The sequence below is a fragment of the Algibacter sp. genome (genome assembly GCF_039977455.1).
Lineage (GTDB): Bacteria > Bacteroidota > Bacteroidia > Flavobacteriales > Flavobacteriaceae > Algibacter_B.
Map to the genome: position 1 here is coordinate 70,166 of NZ_JBDWDG010000032.1, position 17,026 is coordinate 87,191.

General features: G+C 32.7%; 14 protein-coding genes. 11 read left to right on the forward strand and 3 right to left on the reverse strand.

All coding sequences use genetic code 11. The annotated features are described in order from the left end of the window. The first annotated feature begins 106 nt into the window (after positions 1-106). On the forward strand, positions 107-3,016 hold the full coding sequence (locus ABJM36_RS16180; RefSeq protein WP_348452608.1) for an FAD-linked oxidase C-terminal domain-containing protein: 2,910 nt from the start codon (positions 107-109) through the stop codon (positions 3,014-3,016). Here ABJM36_RS16180 and ABJM36_RS16185 read toward each other — a convergent pair. Continuing rightward, positions 3,013-3,888, reverse strand: a complete 876-nt coding sequence (locus tag ABJM36_RS16185; protein ID WP_348452609.1) for a UDP-2,3-diacylglucosamine diphosphatase — start codon at positions 3,886-3,888, stop codon at positions 3,013-3,015. The genes ABJM36_RS16180 and ABJM36_RS16185 overlap by 4 nt on opposite strands. Positions 3,889-4,075: 187 nt before the next feature. Here ABJM36_RS16185 and aroC point away from each other — a divergent pair, with 187 nt between their 5' ends. Further along, on the forward strand, positions 4,076-5,137 hold the full coding sequence (aroC, locus tag ABJM36_RS16190) for a chorismate synthase (protein ID WP_348452611.1): 1,062 nt from the start codon (positions 4,076-4,078) through the stop codon (positions 5,135-5,137). Between the two features lie 227 nt (positions 5,138-5,364). On the opposite strand, the gene ABJM36_RS16195 is transcribed toward aroC, so the two are convergent. After that, complete coding sequence (locus tag ABJM36_RS16195) at positions 5,365-6,249, reverse strand: lysophospholipid acyltransferase family protein (RefSeq protein ID WP_348452612.1); 885 nt, start codon at positions 6,247-6,249, stop codon at positions 5,365-5,367. Positions 6,250-6,310: 61 nt separating this feature from the next. Here ABJM36_RS16195 and ABJM36_RS16200 point away from each other — a divergent pair, with 61 nt between their 5' ends. The 4 genes from ABJM36_RS16200 to cmk all read left to right on the forward strand — a co-directional run bounded on the left by ABJM36_RS16200 (position 6,311) and on the right by cmk (position 11,844). Beyond that, positions 6,311-6,961 carry a rhomboid family intramembrane serine protease gene (locus ABJM36_RS16200; RefSeq protein ID WP_348452613.1) on the forward strand — a complete coding sequence of 217 codons (651 nt, stop codon included), beginning with the start codon at positions 6,311-6,313 and terminating at the stop codon, positions 6,959-6,961. A 182-nt stretch (positions 6,962-7,143) separates the two neighbouring features. Continuing rightward, the gene (gene lon, locus ABJM36_RS16205; RefSeq protein WP_348452614.1) at positions 7,144-9,594 is read left to right on the forward strand and encodes an endopeptidase La; all 2,451 of its coding nucleotides are present in this window, start codon (positions 7,144-7,146) and stop codon (positions 9,592-9,594) included. 470 nt (positions 9,595-10,064) lie between these two features. Then, the gene (gene porQ / locus ABJM36_RS16210) at positions 10,065-11,084 is read left to right on the forward strand and encodes a type IX secretion system protein PorQ (protein ID WP_348452615.1); all 1,020 of its coding nucleotides are present in this window, start codon (positions 10,065-10,067) and stop codon (positions 11,082-11,084) included. A 64-nt stretch (positions 11,085-11,148) separates the two neighbouring features. After that, positions 11,149-11,844, forward strand: a complete 696-nt coding sequence (cmk, locus tag ABJM36_RS16215) for a (d)CMP kinase (protein ID WP_348452617.1) — start codon at positions 11,149-11,151, stop codon at positions 11,842-11,844. 77 nt (positions 11,845-11,921) lie between these two features. Here cmk and ABJM36_RS16220 read toward each other — a convergent pair whose 3' ends face one another. Further along, the gene (locus tag ABJM36_RS16220; protein WP_348452619.1) at positions 11,922-12,299 is read right to left on the reverse strand and encodes a LysM peptidoglycan-binding domain-containing protein; all 378 of its coding nucleotides are present in this window, start codon (positions 12,297-12,299) and stop codon (positions 11,922-11,924) included. Positions 12,300-12,654: 355 nt separating this feature from the next. On the opposite strand from ABJM36_RS16220, the gene rpsA reads away from it, so the two are divergent. From rpsA to ABJM36_RS16245, 5 genes are all read left to right on the forward strand, one after another. After that, positions 12,655-14,487 (forward strand): 30S ribosomal protein S1, encoded by a 1,833-nt coding sequence (rpsA, locus tag ABJM36_RS16225; protein ID WP_348452620.1) that lies wholly within the window; start codon positions 12,655-12,657, stop codon positions 14,485-14,487. 301 nt (positions 14,488-14,788) lie between these two features. Further along, positions 14,789-15,328: a bifunctional pyr operon transcriptional regulator/uracil phosphoribosyltransferase PyrR gene (pyrR, locus tag ABJM36_RS16230; RefSeq protein ID WP_348452621.1), complete on the forward strand. Its 540-nt coding sequence runs from the start codon at positions 14,789-14,791 to the stop codon at positions 15,326-15,328. A gap of 61 nt (positions 15,329-15,389) precedes the next feature. Further along, positions 15,390-15,734: a hypothetical protein gene (locus ABJM36_RS16235; protein ID WP_348452622.1), complete on the forward strand. Its 345-nt coding sequence runs from the start codon at positions 15,390-15,392 to the stop codon at positions 15,732-15,734. Between the two features lie 25 nt (positions 15,735-15,759). Next, a complete protein-coding gene (locus tag ABJM36_RS16240) occupies positions 15,760-16,689 on the forward strand; it encodes an aspartate carbamoyltransferase catalytic subunit (protein ID WP_348452623.1) in 930 nt (309 codons plus the stop codon). A 3-nt stretch (positions 16,690-16,692) separates the two neighbouring features. Next, entirely contained in the window at positions 16,693-17,025 is a 333-nt protein-coding gene (locus tag ABJM36_RS16245; protein ID WP_348452624.1) for a ribonuclease Z, read from the forward strand. Position 17,026: the final 1 nt, after the last annotated feature.

The window sequence follows — 17,026 nt, forward strand, 5'->3', positions numbered from 1 at the left end:
ATACGGTCGTTTTGCGTTAAAAGACCTTTTTTAAAAATTTAATCTTAAACAAAAATAACGCCAATTTTGTGTTTATATTTACCCATATCATATATTTTTTAACGCAATGCATTTAAATCATTTAAAATCAATATTATCGGGCGACTTGTATCACGATCATTTAATAAAATCGATTTATGCCACGGATGCTTCGGTTTATAGAAAACTGCCATTAGCAGTAGCTTTTCCAAAAAATGAAGACGATTTAAAAGCACTAATAAAGTTTGCTAAGGATAACAATACCTCCTTAATTCCCAGAACGGCAGGAACATCATTAGCAGGACAATGTGTTGGAGATGGTATTGTGGTTGATGTTTCAAAGTATTTTACTAAAATTATTAAACTCGATGAAAGGGCCAAAACGGTTACGGTACAACCTGGTGTTGTTCGCGATGCTTTAAACACTTATCTAAAACCTTATGGTTTGTTTTTCGGTCCCAACACATCAACCTCTAACAGATGTATGATAGGAGGGATGGTTGGTAATAACTCTTCTGGTACAACGTCTATACAATATGGCGTTACACGAGATAAAGTTGTAGAAATGCATACCATTTTAAGTGATGGTAAGGCTGTTGTGTTTAATGAATTGTCTTCGGAAGCTTTCCACGAAAAAATTAAACTAGAATCTTTAGAAGGTGATATATATAAAACCATTTACAACGAATTAAAATCGGAATCGGTTAGGGATAGTATTTCACAAAATTTCCCAAAACCAGAAATACACCGAAGAAACACAGGTTATGCGATAGACGAATTGATAAAATCTGAAGTGTTTTTAGAGACATCTGAAAAATTTAATATGTGTAAACTCCTTTCAGGAAGTGAAGGTACATTAGCTTTTACAACTCAAATTACTTTAAAACTTGATAAATTACCACCAGCAGAATCTATAATGGTGGCGGCTCATTTTGATAGCATTGAAAGCTGTATGAAAGCCGTACAACCTGTTATGGAACATGATTTGTACACTTGTGAAATGATGGACAAAACCATTTTAGATTGTACAAAACATAATAAAACCCAGCAAGAAAATAGACAATTTATAGTTGGAGATCCTAAAGCTATTTTAATGTGTGAGGTGAAAGGAGAAACACTAGAAGGTGTTAAATTATTAGCTTGCAAACTTGAAAAAACAATTATCGATTCGGGTTTAAGTTATGCTTATCCTAAACTTATAGGTCATGACATTAATAAAGCAGTTAATTTACGTAGTGCTGGTTTAGGCTTATTAGGAAATATTATTGGAGATAAAAAAGGAGTCGCTTGTATTGAAGACACAGCAGTAGCTTTACCAGACTTGGCAAATTATATTTCTGAGTTTTCGCTACTTATGAAACGGTACAAACAAGACGCTATTTATTATGCACATGCCGGAGCAGGAGAGATTCATTTACGTCCTATTTTAGATTTAAAAAGGATAGACGATGTTGAGTTATTTCGTAAAATAACCACGGATGTGGCACATTTGGTAAAATCCTATAACGGTTCCATGAGTGGGGAACATGGCGACGGTATTGTACGGTCTGAGTTTATTTCTTTAATGATTGGTGAAGCCAATTACAACATTTTAAAACGTATTAAATTAGCTTTTGATACCAACAACATCTTTAATCCTGGTAAAATAATTGATGCGTTACCCATGGATAAATCCTTAAGATATAAACCAAATAGGGTAGAGCCTGAAATAGATACTTTTTTAGATTTTTCAAGTTCTTTAGGGATTTTACGTGAAGCGGAAAAATGTAATGGTTCTGGCGATTGTAGAAAATTACCAGAGTTTGGCGGTACCATGTGTCCAAGTTACAGAGCTACTAGAAATGAAAAAGATACAACCCGAGCCCGCGCCAATGCGTTACGCGAGTTTTTAACCAACTCGGAGAAATCAAATAAATTTAATCACGAGGAATTAAAAGATGTTTTCGATTTGTGTTTAAGCTGTAAAGCCTGTTCTAGCGAATGCCCAAGCAGCGTTAATGTGGCTGCCTTAAAAGCCGAATTTCAATATCAATATCAAAAAGAAAATGGTGTGTCGTTGCGAACTAAATTGTTTGCTTATAACAATAGATTGAATCACTTAGGAAGTAAAACTACAGGGTTATCAAATTTTATGTTTTCGAATAATTTGACATCGACTTTATTAAAGAAGGCTGTTGGAATAGCTAAAGAAAGAAGTTTACCGTTACTATCAAAACCTACTTTAAACACCTATTATCAAGCCTTTAAAAAAACTGGAAAACGTGGAGGTTATATAAAAACGGTGTATTTGTTTAATGATGAGTTTACAAATATGCTTGATGCTGCTATTGGTAAAGATGCATTGGAGCTTTTAAAAGGCTTAAATTATAATGTTGAAATTATAGATAATTCAGAATCTGGTCGTTCGTTTTTATCAAAAGGTTTGTTAGAAGAAGCTAAAGCACATGCTAATAAAAACGTGACTCTATTTAAGGATAAAGTTTCAGAAGAAACGCCACTTATAGGGATTGAACCTTCAGCAATATACACCTTTAAAGACGAGTATTTAAAATTGGCAGACGATACTAATTCCGCGGAAGCGTTATCTAAAAACACATTTTTAATAGAAGAATTTATTCAAAAAGAAATAGAATTAGGAAACATAACGCCAGAGCAATTTACGTTAGAGTGTAAAACCATAAAGTTTCACGGGCATTGCCACCAAAAGGCTATGAGTAATCAATTATCTAGTTTTAAGGTATTAAATTTACCAACAAATTATAAAGTAAGCATTATCCCGAGTGGCTGTTGCGGTATGGCAGGCAGTTTTGGTTACGAAAAAGAACATTATGAGGTTAGTATGCAGGTAGGCGAGCAAACCTTGTTTCCGGCTGTTAGAAAGGCTCCAAGTAGCACTTTAATTGCCGCAAACGGAACCAGTTGCAGACATCAAATTAAGGATGGAACTAATCGTATTGCAAAACATCCGGTTACTATACTGAAAGAGGCACTTATTTAAAACTTGGTTTTAGGCTTTTTAGATTTTTTCTTTTTTTCTGCTTGATTTACAATGGTTATTGCAGCAATTAAATCTTTCAATTCTAAGTCTTCATCATCTTTGTCAATAACCACAAAAGGCGCTAGCTTATCTTTGTTAAAATTGTAGATTTTCCAACGTTTAAATTGGTATTCTAAAGCTGTAAAATTTTCTACCCAATCGCCAGAGTTTAAATACATGGTTTTACCATGTTTATTCTCAAAATATTCCATTTTAGGTTGATGGATATGCCCACAAATTACATAATCATACTCGTTTTCAATTGCTAATTCCGAAATTACTCTTTCATAATCATTAATATATTTTACAGCGCCTTTAACCCCATTCTTAACTCGTTTTGATAGTGAATAACGCTCTTTTCCTCTTTTTTCTAAATACCAATTAACACCTTTGTTTAAAAGTGTTAATAAATCATATCCATAGCCACCAAGTTTAGCTAACCATTTTGCATTTTGAACAGATATATCGAATACATCACCATGAAAAAACCAAGCTTTTTGTCCATCGAGTTCTAAAACAACTTTATCTACAATAGAAATGTTCCCGATAAAAGTATCGCTAAATTTTCTTAACATTTCGTCATGGTTCCCGGTAATGTAAATAACTTCTACACCGTTAGAAGCCATGGTCATTATTTTCTTAATGACTTTCATATGCGATTTTGGAAAGTAACGTTTACTAAATTGCCAAATGTCAATAATATCACCATTAAGTACGAGTTTTTTAGGTTCAATACTGTTTAAGTAGGTTAATAAATGTTTGGCATGACAACCGTAGGTGCCTAAATGCACATCGGATATTACGGCAATTTCTATTTTTCGTTTTATTTTCAAGTGTGGTGGTATTGGTACATGACAAATAACAACTTTTTGTATTATGTAATCATTACCCTATAATTAATTAAATGTCAGATGATTGTTAATTAATTGTTATGCATTTGGCTATGAAAAGGATGAAGCTAAATACGATTTCATTTTCGTATTTATAAGAATAGATTTAACTTAGCCAAAAATTGAAATTATGGCTGGTAATTCCTTCGGAAAACTATTTAATTTAACAACTTATGGAGAATCTCACGGACCTGCTTTAGGTGGTGTAATTGATGGATGTCCATCAGGAATTAAGTTAGATTTAGATGAAATTCAAAATGAATTAAATCGAAGAAAACCAGGACAATCTGCCATTGTTACGCAGCGAAAAGAACCAGATACCGTAAAATTCCATTCTGGTATTTTTGAAGGTGTAACCACAGGAACTTCTATTGGTTTTGTTATTGAAAATACCAATCAGAAATCTCACGATTATTCGCATATTAAAGATAGCTACAGACCTAGTCATGCCGATTATACGTACGATAAAAAGTACGGCGTTCGCGATTATCGTGGTGGCGGACGAAGTTCTGCACGCGAAACTGCATGTCGTGTTGTCGCTGGAGCCATTGCAAAACAAATGTTAAAAGGTATCGAAATTACAGCTTACGTTTCGGGCGTTGGCACCATGAAATTAGATACGCCATATAACGAAATAGATCTTACACAAGTAGAGTCGAATATTGTACGTTGCCCAGACCAAGATATGGCAGCAAAAATGGAAACGTATATTAAAGAAGTACGCGGAAAAGGTGATACCGTGGGTGGTATTGTAAGCTGCGTAATTAAAAATGTGCCTGTAGGCTTAGGCGAACCTGTGTTCGATAAATTGCATGCCCAGTTAGGTAAAGCGATGTTGTCTATAAACGCCGTTAAAGGGTTTGAGTATGGTAGCGGTTTTCACGGTAGTACTATGTACGGAAGCGACCATAACGATGCTTTTAATAATGATGGGTCAACAAAAACCAACTATTCAGGAGGTATTCAAGGTGGTATAAGCAACGGAATGGATATTTATTTTAACGTAGCATTTAAACCAGTTGCAACGCTAATTCAGAAATACGAAACCATCGATAAAGCTGGTAATACAGTCGAGATGCAAGGTAAAGGACGTCACGACCCCTGTGTGGTTCCAAGAGCTGTACCTATTGTAGAAGCTATGGCAGCACTAGTTTTAGCCGATTTCTATTTAATAAACAAGCTTTATAATTAATAGTTTTAGAAGCTGTTTCCCGCTTTCCACTTTATCTTTTTAAAAAGTCCTTGGCGAGAGTAAGAGTAAAGGAATTTACCAATAATAAACTATGCCTTAAAGTTAAGGTTTTCTTTAATTTTAAAAAGGATGCCGTTTCAATCGGGGCTAAACTATCTGCTTGAGTTAGTGAGTTACTCCCGCTTTAAATGCATTTTGGAATTTAGAATTGATTGTTTGTTCGGAATTTATTCCTTGGGTTTCTTACCCATATGTTTCCATCGTTTATGCGTCCAGAAATAATATTCTGGAGCTTCATAAATTTGGGCTTCTACACGTTTAAGATATAATTCTGTAAGCTCAAAATCTTTATAATCCTTGGAATTTCTAATAATATCAGTAAAACTCGCTTCATAATAACCACGTTTTACTTTCTTTACTTTTAAAAATAGGGTTGCCATTCCTAACCGTTTAGCAAGTATTTCGGCACCTACATGAACTGGAACTTCTACGCCCATAAAATCTTGCCAATATAGCGCCTTATGAAGCTTTGGAGATTGGTCGAAAACAAACCCATTAAGTGTTAATTCTTTATTTCTTTTTGCCTTTAGTAGGGTAGGAATCGTTTCTTTAGTAGTCATTAAATAACTATTGTATTTTGCTCGAATACGTTTTATTAGTGCATCAAAATACTTATTAGCTAGCCTTTTATAAACAGCATAGCCTTTATGGTTTATATGGGTTTGTAAAATAAAAATCCATTCCCAGCTAGCATAATGGCCCATAAATAATACAATACTTCTTTGCTCTTTTTCAAGTTTTAGAATTTCTTCAACGTTTGTAAAAACATAACGTTTATGCATTTCAGCCTCAGAAATAGTAATAGATTTTATGGCCTCAAACATCATATCACATAAATGATGATAAAAACGTTTTCTTATTTTTAAAATTTCTTGTTCTGTTTTATCAGGGAAAGCTAGTTTTAAATTATCATAAACCACTTTTTTTCTATAGCCAATTATGTAATAAGCCAAAATATAAAAACAATCGGATAAAAAGTACAATATTCTAAATGGTAATATAGATATTATCCATAAAAACGGATAAACCAGAATATAAACTAGAAATTGCATGAATAAGTTTTAGATTTGTACCGCAAATATATATTAATTTAAGAATAAACGTTTAGACCTTATGGGGAATTTGAATATTGTAACCATTGTAATTATTGCAGCAAATGTTATAATCTCGTATAAGGGATTTAACGATTTTGGTTTTTTCGATAAATATAAATTTCAAGTAGGTGCTGTACAGCGTGGTGAAAAAATACGGATGTTTAGCTCAGGATTTTTACATGCCGATACGCAACATTTATTTTTTAATATGTTGACATTATTCTTTTTTGCCGATGTTGTTATAGCTAATTTAAGTTCTATTCAGTTTCTTCTTGTTTATTTAGGCAGCCTTATGGTTGGAAGTTTATTACCACTTTATTTTCATAAAAATGAATATCATTATAGTGCCGTAGGAGCCAGTGGTGCGGTAAGTGGTATAATTTATTCTGCAATACTTTTACAACCAGGAATGAGTCTGTATATGTTTTTTATTCCAATTCCTATTCCTGCGTATTTGTTTGGTATTGGCTATTTATTATATTCTATTTATGGTATGAAAAACAGAATAGGAAACATTGGGCATGATGCCCATTTTGGTGGAGCGGTTGGCGGTTATATAATTACCTTATTATTATCACCTTGGTTATTTGAAACCAATTTACTCATGATTGTTTTATTGGCTGTTCCTATTGTTCTTTTGTTTACTTTAAAGAAGTTAGGGAAGATCTAACTACAAGAATTATTGCCTTTTTAGAGTTTAATTGTAATTATTGGCATAGCTATTGAATTTAACTAATAGTTATGCATATTTTTTATACAGAAAACATCTAAAATTCAGTATTTTACTGTTATTGTTAAAATTTTAAAAAATGATTAATCTGGATTTAATGACAGATTGACCTAAAAATATATATGAAAAAATCTAAATTTACAACCCTTGACAGTTTGTCACTACAGGAGTTTGATGAAAACTCAGAATTAATTCCGTTAATGACACCGGAGGACGAAGAAGCAATCAATAATGAAGAGCTACCAGAAACATTACCTATTTTATCTTTAAGAAATACGGTATTGTTTCCAGGTGTTGTTATTCCTATTACAGCAGGTAGAGATGCCTCAATTAAATTAATAAACGATGCTAATAAAGGCGGAAAAGTCATTGGTGTAGTTGCTCAAAAAGATGAATCGGTTGAAAAACCTGGAGCAAAAGACATTTTTGAAACTGGTACAGTAGCCCGAATTTTAAGAGTTTTAAAAATGCCTGATGGTAACGTAACCGTTATTATTCAAGGTAAAAAACGTTTTAAAGTTGCCGAGGTACTTACTGAGGAACCTTACATGACAGCTACCATTAGAGATATTCAAGAAGCTAAACCGGCTAAAAAGAATAAAGAATTTACGGCAATTATTGATTCTATAAAAGATTTAGCTTTAGAGATTATTAAGGAAAGTCCGAACATACCTAGTGAGGCTTCTTTTGCCATAAAAAATATTGAAAGTAATTCGTTTTTAGTCAACTTCGTGTCTTCAAATATGAATTTAAGTGTCGACGAAAAACAAGAACTTTTAGAAATTGATGAGCTAAAAACACGTGCTTTAACCACGTTAAAGTATATGAATGTTGAGTTTCAAAAATTAGAACTTAAGAATGATATCCAATCTAAAGTTCAGATGGATATGAGCCAACAGCAGCGTGAGTATTTCTTGCACCAACAAATGAAAACCATTCAAGAAGAATTGGGTGGTGTTAGTCATGATGGTGAGTTAGAAGAAATGCGGGTTAAGGCAAAAGAAAAAAAGTGGGACGAAAAAGTTGCGAAGCATTTTGAAAAAGAAATTGCTAAAATGCAACGTATGAATCCGCAAGTTGCAGAATATTCTATTCAAAGAAACTATCTAGAATTGTTTTTAGATTTACCATGGAACGAATTTAGTAAAGATAAATTCGACCTTAAACGTGCCATGAAAATTCTTGATAGAGATCATTTTGGTTTAGAAGATGTTAAACAAAGAATTATAGAATATTTGGCTGTTTTAAAACTTCGTAATGATATGAAGTCGCCAATTCTTTGTCTTTACGGACCTCCGGGTGTTGGTAAAACATCGCTTGGTAAATCTATTGCCGAGGCTTTAGGTAGAGAGTATGTTCGTATTTCATTAGGTGGATTGCGTGATGAGGCAGAAATTCGTGGTCATAGAAAAACCTATATAGGTGCTATGCCTGGACGTATTATTCAAAGCTTAAAAAAGGCGGGAACATCAAACCCTGTTTTTGTTTTGGATGAAATTGATAAATTATCAAATTCTCATCAAGGTGATCCATCTTCAGCAATGTTAGAAGTTTTAGATCCGGAACAAAACAGTGAGTTTTACGATAACTTTTTAGAAATGGGTTACGACCTGTCTAAAGTCATGTTTATAGCCACTTCTAATAGTTTATCTACCATTCAGCCTGCACTAAGAGATAGAATGGAGATTATAAATGTAACTGGTTATACTATTGAAGAAAAGGTAGAAATTGCTAAACGCCATTTATTACCAAAACAGTTGAAAGAACATGGTTTAACCGAAGTCCATTTAAAAATAGGAAAACCGCAATTAGAAAAAATTGTTGAAGGTTATACTCGTGAGTCTGGTGTTCGTGGTCTTGAAAAACAAGTAGCAAAAATGGTGCGTTATGCAGCTAAAAATATTGCTATGGAAGAGGATTATAACATAAAAGTATCAAACGAGGATATTATTAAGGTCTTAGGCGGTCCAAAAATGGAGCGTGATAAATACGAAAATAATAATGTTGCAGGTGTTGTAACTGGTTTAGCATGGACACGTGTAGGTGGTGATATTTTATTTATTGAGTCTATTCTTTCTAAAGGGAAAGGTGCTATGACTATTACTGGTAATTTAGGTAAAGTCATGAAGGAATCTGCTACCATTGCTATGGAGTACATAAAATCTAATGCAGATAGTTTTGGAATAGATACTAGTATTTTTGAAAAATACAATGTACATATTCACGTACCAGAAGGTGCTACTCCAAAAGATGGTCCTAGTGCTGGTGTAACTATGTTAACTTCTTTAGTGTCTCTTTTTACTCAAAAGAAAGTTAAGAAGAGTTTAGCCATGACAGGAGAAATTACCCTACGTGGTAAAGTATTGCCGGTAGGAGGAATTAAAGAAAAAATATTAGCCGCAAAGCGAGCTCGTATTAAAGAAATATTATTGTGTGAAGATAATAGACGCGATATTGAAGAAATTAAGCCAGAATATTTAAAAGGTTTAACCTTTCATTATGTAACAGAAATGAGCGAGGTTATAGATATTGCAATTACAAAACAAAAAGTGCAGAATGCAAAGAAATTATAAGGCTTTATTCTTTTTATACAGGTTTTAATATTTAAAATAAGTTTACCATCTTAAGGTAAAGTAGTATATAAGGACGAACTATTTAATGGAAAAGAAGTTAAATTAAATGACCATGAGGGCATTTTTTTTAAGATTCTAAAGAAACTATTGCATTGTTAATCCCAAAAAAACAACATGAAAGTTCAATTGAAAGGTTGAATTTTCATGTTGTTCAACTACGGGAACTGTATTTACCTTAAACAAGGTAAATAAAATAGTACTTGTAAAGTAGCAAGCGGACACACGATTTATGGTATTTCAAGAAAAACAGGTTTTGGTGTTAAGACTATTAAACGCTTAAATGTATTGAAAAGCAATATATTAGCTATTGGTTAAGAAAATAATTTTAAAATAGTTTTAATTTTTCGAAAAAAAAATAAATTATAGATGCCAACGTTTTAGTATAGATTCATTTACTTTGTGTCGAAAATATGCTAAGAAAAATTACCACATTTTGTTTTTTAACTTTTACTTCGCTCTCCTTTGCTCAAATAGGAGGAGAAGCTACATACCAGTTTCTAAATTTGGTATCGTCGCCGCGTCAAGCCGCTTTAGGAGGTAAGGTTTTAACAAATGTAGATTATGACGTTTCACAAGCTATTTTTAATCCTGCCACCATTAATGTGGAAATGGATAATCAATTAGCTTTAAATTATACAAGTTATTTAGGTGGTATTGGATATGGTACAGCTTCTTATGCTTATACCATTGATAGGCGTACACAAACCTTTCATGCTGGAATTACTTATGTAAATTATGGTTCTTTTGACGGTTATGATGAAGATGGTAATTCTACAGGAACGTTTTCGGGCAATGATACTGCATTATCTTTTGGTTATGCTTCGCAAATAGGGTATTCAGATTTTTATTTTGGTGCTAACGCTAAATTAATAACATCGAAACTAGAACAATATAGTTCTCTAGGTGCGGCCATAGATGTGGGGCTTATTTATATAGATGAGTATCTGGATTTTAATGCTACTTTGGTAATAAGAAATTTAGGAACTCAAATAACAACCTATGCCGATTTAAAGGAGCGCTTACCGTTTGAAGTCGCCTTTGGAATGTCTCAAAAACTAGAACATGTTCCTATACGATGGCATGTTACTTTAGAAAATTTACAAGAGTGGCCTATTGCAACTTCAAATCCAGCACGATCAACAAGTGATTTGTCAGGAAATCAAACCTCCGAAGAAATTGGTTTTATTGGTCAAGTAATTCGACATACTATTCTAGGTGCAGAATTATTTCCAGAAAGTGGTTTTAATATTCGATTAGGGTATAATTTTAGAAGAGGCGAGGAGTTAAGAATTGTAGATCAACGTAACTTTTCAGGGCTATCAGCCGGAATTTCTATAAAAATGAATAAAATGCGTTTTAGTTATACGCATGCTAAATATACTAGTGCAGGGAATTCCAATTTCTTTGGATTGCAAATAGATTTACGATAATAAAGTTCTTAAAGTCTTCAATAGTTAAGTTCTTAATTTTACATTTGTATTTTAAATTTATAAAATGAATAAAATTACCATAGCTATCGATGGGTTTTCATCAACAGGTAAGAGTACTGTAGCAAAACAATTAGCAAAGCATTTAAGTTACGTTTATGTAGATACGGGTGCTATGTATAGAGCGGTAACGTATTACGCTATGGAAAACGGGTTAATTAATTCAACCAATTTTAATTCGGAGGCTTTAATTAATCAATTACCAAATATTAAAATCAATTTTAAATTTAATGATACTTTAGGATTTGCCGAAGTGTACTTAAACAATGTTAATATTGAAAAGCAAATTAGAACTCTGGAGGTTTCAAGTTTTGTTAGTAAAGTAGCTTCGATATCAGAAGTTAGAAGAAAGCTAGTAGAACAACAACAAGAAATGGGAAAGGACAAAGGTGTTGTTATGGATGGTAGAGATATAGGTACAGTAGTATTTCGGGATGCAGAACTTAAATTATTTATGACAGCATCAGCAGAGACAAGGGCAGAGCGTCGCTATCAAGAACTTGTAGAACGTGGCGATGATGTTGAGTTCAAGGATGTATTAAAAAATGTTCAGGAGCGCGATTATATAGATTCACATCGAGAAGATTCGCCTTTAGTAAAAGCAAAAGATGCGATTGAAATTGATAATTCTCACATGACTTTAGATGAGCAATTTAATAAAATACTTCAATTGGCAAATAGGACTATTGAAGATTTAGACTAACATTATAGCATTTAAATAAAAGTAAAAAAGCGAACTTTAAATAAGATTCGCTTTTTAGTTTTATATATTATGTAATCCTATAAGTTAGGAATAATTAATTCTTGGTCTGGATGAATAACATCAGGATTCTTTAAAATATCTGAATTAGCCTTAAAAATAGCTTGATATTTTGAGGCGTTACCGTAATATTGCTTAGCAATTTTACCTAAAGTTTCACCGCTTTTAACGGTATGTCTAGCAAAAACGGTTTCATCGGCTACTGTTATGTTCGCCATAATATCAGTAGGGTTTTCACCGCCTATTTCTTTAATTTTGTCCCAAAGAATATTTTTTTCATACTGTGTATTAGCAGTTCCTTTAATTTTAAGAACCCCATTCTCTTCAGTTACATCTCCGTTTTGAATATTTAACGCTTCACCTAAGTTTAATACGTCTTGATACTTTGCTTTCACCATGATTTAGTAATATTTATTTGTAAATAATTGTATAGAACAATATACTAAATTATTCGATTCAATTAATTAAATGTTTTTTAGTAATAGTTCTAATGTTCTAAAATTAAGACACTATCATAAGGTTTTAGTCACATTTATTTTATTTGTTCATTTTTAGGTAATTATATCAATATTATGTATTTTTGCACTCCTTTTAGCGAATCGTCAGGATAATAAAAGGAATGAAACTTAAAAATAATATAACACTTCTGTGTGTTATTCGCTTAAAATCCCTGAAACATAACAGAATACAAAAGCGATAAAAAAGCGATTTCGAAAAAAGAAATACTTTATAATTATCGCAGAAATTAATTAAATGGCTGAAAAAGCAAAACAAGCTGAAGTTGAAGCAACAGAAGCTCCAGCAGTAGAAGCTCCAGTGGTATCTGAAGCAAAAGCAAATCCTGAAAAGTTTTTAAAAGAATTTAACTGGCACAATTACCAAGAAGGTATTGATGAAGTTGATGATTTACAACTTAAAGAATTTGAAAAATTAGTAGCTGAAAATTTCGTTGACACTTTAGATGATGAAGTTGTTGAAGGTACAGTAGTACACATTTCTGATAGAGATGCTATTATTGACATCAATGCAAAATCTGAAGGTGTTATTTCTTTAAACGAATTTCGTTACAACCCAGACTTAAAAGTAGGAGACAAAGTAGAAGTGTTAATTGATGTGCGTGAAGATGCAACAGGACAATTAATATTATCTCACAGAAAAGCTCGTGTAATTAAGGCTTGGGATCGTGTAAATAAAGCACACGAAACTGGTGAAATCGTTAACGGTTTTGTTAAGTGTAGAACTAAAGGTGGTATGATTGTAGATGTTTTCGGAATTGAAGCATTTTTACCAGGTTCTCAAATTGACGTTAAACCAATTAGAGATTACGACCAGTACGTAAATAAAACTATGGAATTTAAAGTTGTGAAAATCAACCACGAATTCAAAAACGTAGTAGTTTCTCATAAAGCGCTTATTGAAGCCGATATTGAAGAACAAAAGAAAGAAATTATTGGTCAATTAGAAAAAGGTCAAGTATTAGAAGGTATTGTTAAAAATATTACTTCATACGGTGTATTTATCGATCTTGGTGGTGTTGACGGATTAGTTCACATTACAGATTTATCTTGGTCTAGAATTAACCATCCAAATGAGATTGTTGAGTTAGATCAAAAATTAAATGTTGTAATTCTTGATTTTGATGAAAACAAATCTAGAATCCAATTAGGTCTTAAACAATTATCTAAACACCCATGGGAAGCTCTTGCAGAAGAGGTGAAAGTTGGTGATAAAGTAAAAGGTAAAGTAGTTGTAATCGCAGATTACGGTGCATTTATTGAAGTTGCTGATGGTGTTGAAGGATTAATTCACGTTTCTGAAATGTCTTGGTCTACACATTTACGTTCTGCTCAAGATTTCGTTACTGTTGGTGATGAAGTTGATGCAGTAATCTTAACTTTAGATAGAGAAGATCGTAAAATGTCTCTTGGTATTAAGCAATTAACTCCAGATCCATGGACTGATATTACTACTAAATACCCATTAGGTTCTAAGCATACAGGTATTGTACGTAACTTTACAAACTTTGGTGTTTTTGTTGAATTAGAAGAAGGAATTGACGGATTAATTTATATCTCTGATTTATCTTGGACTAAGAAAATTAAGCATCCATCTGAGTTCTGTGCTGTAGGTGATAAGTTAGATGTTGTTGTACTTGAATTAGACGTTGAAGGACGTAAATTAAGTTTAGGTCATAAACAAACAACTGATAACCCTTGGGATAAGTATGAAACTGAATTCGCTTTAGGTACAGTACATAAAGCTGCTATCTCTGAGATAGTTGATAAAGGTGCTACAATCGAGTTTAACGAAGATATCGTTGCTTTTGTACCTTCTCGTCACTTAGAGAAAGAAGACGGTTCTAAACTTAACAAAGGTGAAGAAACTGAATTCAAAATTATTGAATTTAATAAAGAGTTTAAAAGAGTAGTTGCTTCGCATACTGCAATTTTTAAAGCTGAAGAAATGGCTAACGTAAAAGCTGCTGTTAAAAAGCAAGCTTCTCAAGCTGCCGAAGCTAAACCAACTTTAGGTGATGCTAATGATGCTTTACAAGCTCTTAAAGATAAAATGGACGGGAAAAAGTAATCCGTTAAAAATTCCTTTGAAAAAAGGAATCACATTAATCTATATTAAAAAGCCTCTCGATTTCGAGAGGCTTTTTTATTGTAACTTAGTTTAAATATCGAATTTAATTATGGATATGGTTATATTAATTCAAGCGCGCAAGCGATAGTAGAGAAAGCCAACAGCCCAACAGAGGAGGTGCGAGGACTTGTAACGGATAGCCCGACCCTTTTTGGGTTGCACCCAAATAAAGATGGTAGTATTGGTTTTAACTTCTAACTTTTTGCATTATATTTGTTCTCCAAATACGTTTGGATACAATATGAGTCAAAAAGTTTTACTTAACGCAAAAGAGGTAAACATCATTCTTCACCGATTGGCTTGTCAACTTATTGAAAAACACAACGACTTTTCTAATACCGTTCTTATTGGTTTACAGCCTCGTGGCGTGTTTTTAGCAGATAGGTTAGCCAAAATTTTAAGCGAAGATTATAAGGTTAAAGATGTTAAGTTAGGTCATTTAGATATCACTTTTTTTAGAGATGATTTTCGTAGAGGGGACAAAACGCTAGAAGCTAATAAAACAAAAATAAATTTTATTGTTGAGGATAAAAACATTGTGTTTATTGACGATGTTTTATATACCGGACGAAGCATACGAGCAGCTTTAACAGCCATTCAATCGTTTGGTAGACCTAACGAAATTGAGCTTCTTACATTAATTGATAGACGTTTTAGCAGACATTTACCAATACAGCCTAATTATAGAGGTAGACAGGTAGATGTAATTAATAATGAGAAGGTAAGGGTAAATTGGAAGGAGCATGATAATGAAGATGCGGTTTACTTAATTGAAAAGTAGGATTAATAGAAGACTGAAGAGCTAAGATAGACGCTAAAAGATTGTAACAAATAAGGAACTTTTGAAAATTGATGAGTTAAATTTTAAGCCAGTTGAAAAGCAAGATTCTGTAATTATAGAATTTGGAAAATTTGATAGCTTAGAAGTTATTCAAGAAATAGATGCGAAATTAATGCGAATTATCCCTGTAGAATTGGGTAATCACGATATGCATGAAATAGCGTTGGATGATTCTCATGGGAAGTTTTTTACTTACGGTAAAAATGCCGAAAAATTATTTAAGTGTATGCTTCCTGTTTTGAAGGATTATCATTTTTTGAAGGAAGCAATGGTGCATCTCAATTTTACGGGAGGCAACAAAGAGAGAGAAATAGATTTTAAATTATCGAGTGTAATTGCAGACTAAGGCTGCCAACTGAATATAAAATACCATGAGCGAATTAAGTGTAAATCACTTATTAGGAATTAAATATCTTCAAGAAAAAGATATCCAACTTATTTTTGAAACTGCCGACCATTTTAAAGAAGTTATAAATAGGCCAATTAAAAAAGTCCCATCGCTTAGAGATATAACCATTGCCAATTTATTTTTTGAAAACTCTACAAGAACCAAGTTATCTTTTGAGCTTGCCGAAAAACGATTATCTGCCGATGTACTTAATTTTTCTTCTGCGCAATCGTCGGTTAAAAAAGGAGAGACCTTAATTGATACGGTAAACAATATTCTATCTATGAAAGTAGATATGGTAGTAATGCGACACCCAAATCCTGGTGCTGGTGTATTTTTATCTAAACATGTTAACGCAAGTATTATTAATGCGGGCGATGGTGCGCATGAGCATCCTACACAAGCCTTATTAGACTCGTATTCTATTCGCGAAAAACTAGGTGAAGTTAAAGGTAAAAAAGTAGTCATTGTGGGTGATATTTTACACAGTAGAGTGGCATTGTCTAATATATTCGCATTACAATTACAAGGCGCAGAAGTTATGGTTTGCGGACCAAAAACCCTTATTCCTAAATATATAAATGAACTTGGTGTAAAAGTAGAAACTAATCTTCGTAAGGCCTTAAACTGGTGCGATGTTGCAAATATGCTTCGTGTGCAAAACGAGCGTATGGATATTAGTTATTTCCCTTCAACTAGGGAATATACTCAACAGTATGGTGTTAATAAAGATTTATTAGATTCTTTAGATAAAGAGATTACAATTATGCATCCAGGACCAATAAATAGAGGTGTAGAAATTACTAGCGATGTTGCAGATTCAAAACAATCTATTATCTTAGACCAAGTACAAAATGGTGTTGCAGTAAGAATGGCCGTAATTTATTTACTGGCCTCTAAAATAAAACAATAAATTATGATTTTTGACCAAGATGGAAATACAGTAATAATCACTCAAGAAAAAGTTTCACTTATTGAGTTAGTTAAAAAACTTCAAGCGCTATACCCAAAATATAAAAACAATAATATAATTGTGGCGTTAACAAGTCTAGATAAACTTACTAAAGCCGAAATTGTAGAATTTTTGGATTTATCAAAAACACATAAGGCAACAAAACATTCTTTCGTAATAGTTTCTAATAAAATAAATTTAGATACTGTCCCAGATGAATTAGTTGTTGTGCCTACTATTCAAGAAGCACATGATATTATTGAAATGGATGTCATGGAACGGGATTTAGGACTGTAAA

Bases quoted from the DNA above. Each gene is read 5' to 3' on its own strand.
- ABJM36_RS16180 (WP_348452608.1), top strand. From the start codon at position 107: ATGCATTTAAATCATTTAAAATCAATATTATCGGGCGACTTGTATCAC.
- aroC (WP_348452611.1), top strand. From the start codon at position 4,076: ATGGCTGGTAATTCCTTCGGAAAACTATTTAATTTAACAACTTATGGA.
- ABJM36_RS16195 (WP_348452612.1), bottom strand. From the start codon at position 6,249: ATGCAATTTCTAGTTTATATTCTGGTTTATCCGTTTTTATGGATAATA.
- ABJM36_RS16200 (WP_348452613.1), top strand. From the start codon at position 6,311: ATGGGGAATTTGAATATTGTAACCATTGTAATTATTGCAGCAAATGTT.
- lon (WP_348452614.1), top strand. From the start codon at position 7,144: ATGAAAAAATCTAAATTTACAACCCTTGACAGTTTGTCACTACAGGAG.
- porQ (WP_348452615.1), top strand. From the start codon at position 10,065: ATGCTAAGAAAAATTACCACATTTTGTTTTTTAACTTTTACTTCGCTC.
- cmk (WP_348452617.1), top strand. From the start codon at position 11,149: ATGAATAAAATTACCATAGCTATCGATGGGTTTTCATCAACAGGTAAG.
- ABJM36_RS16220 (WP_348452619.1), bottom strand. From the start codon at position 12,299: ATGGTGAAAGCAAAGTATCAAGACGTATTAAACTTAGGTGAAGCGTTA.
- rpsA (WP_348452620.1), top strand. From the start codon at position 12,655: ATGGCTGAAAAAGCAAAACAAGCTGAAGTTGAAGCAACAGAAGCTCCA.
- pyrR (WP_348452621.1), top strand. From the start codon at position 14,789: ATGAGTCAAAAAGTTTTACTTAACGCAAAAGAGGTAAACATCATTCTT.
- ABJM36_RS16240 (WP_348452623.1), top strand. From the start codon at position 15,760: ATGAGCGAATTAAGTGTAAATCACTTATTAGGAATTAAATATCTTCAA.
- ABJM36_RS16245 (WP_348452624.1), top strand. From the start codon at position 16,693: ATGATTTTTGACCAAGATGGAAATACAGTAATAATCACTCAAGAAAAA.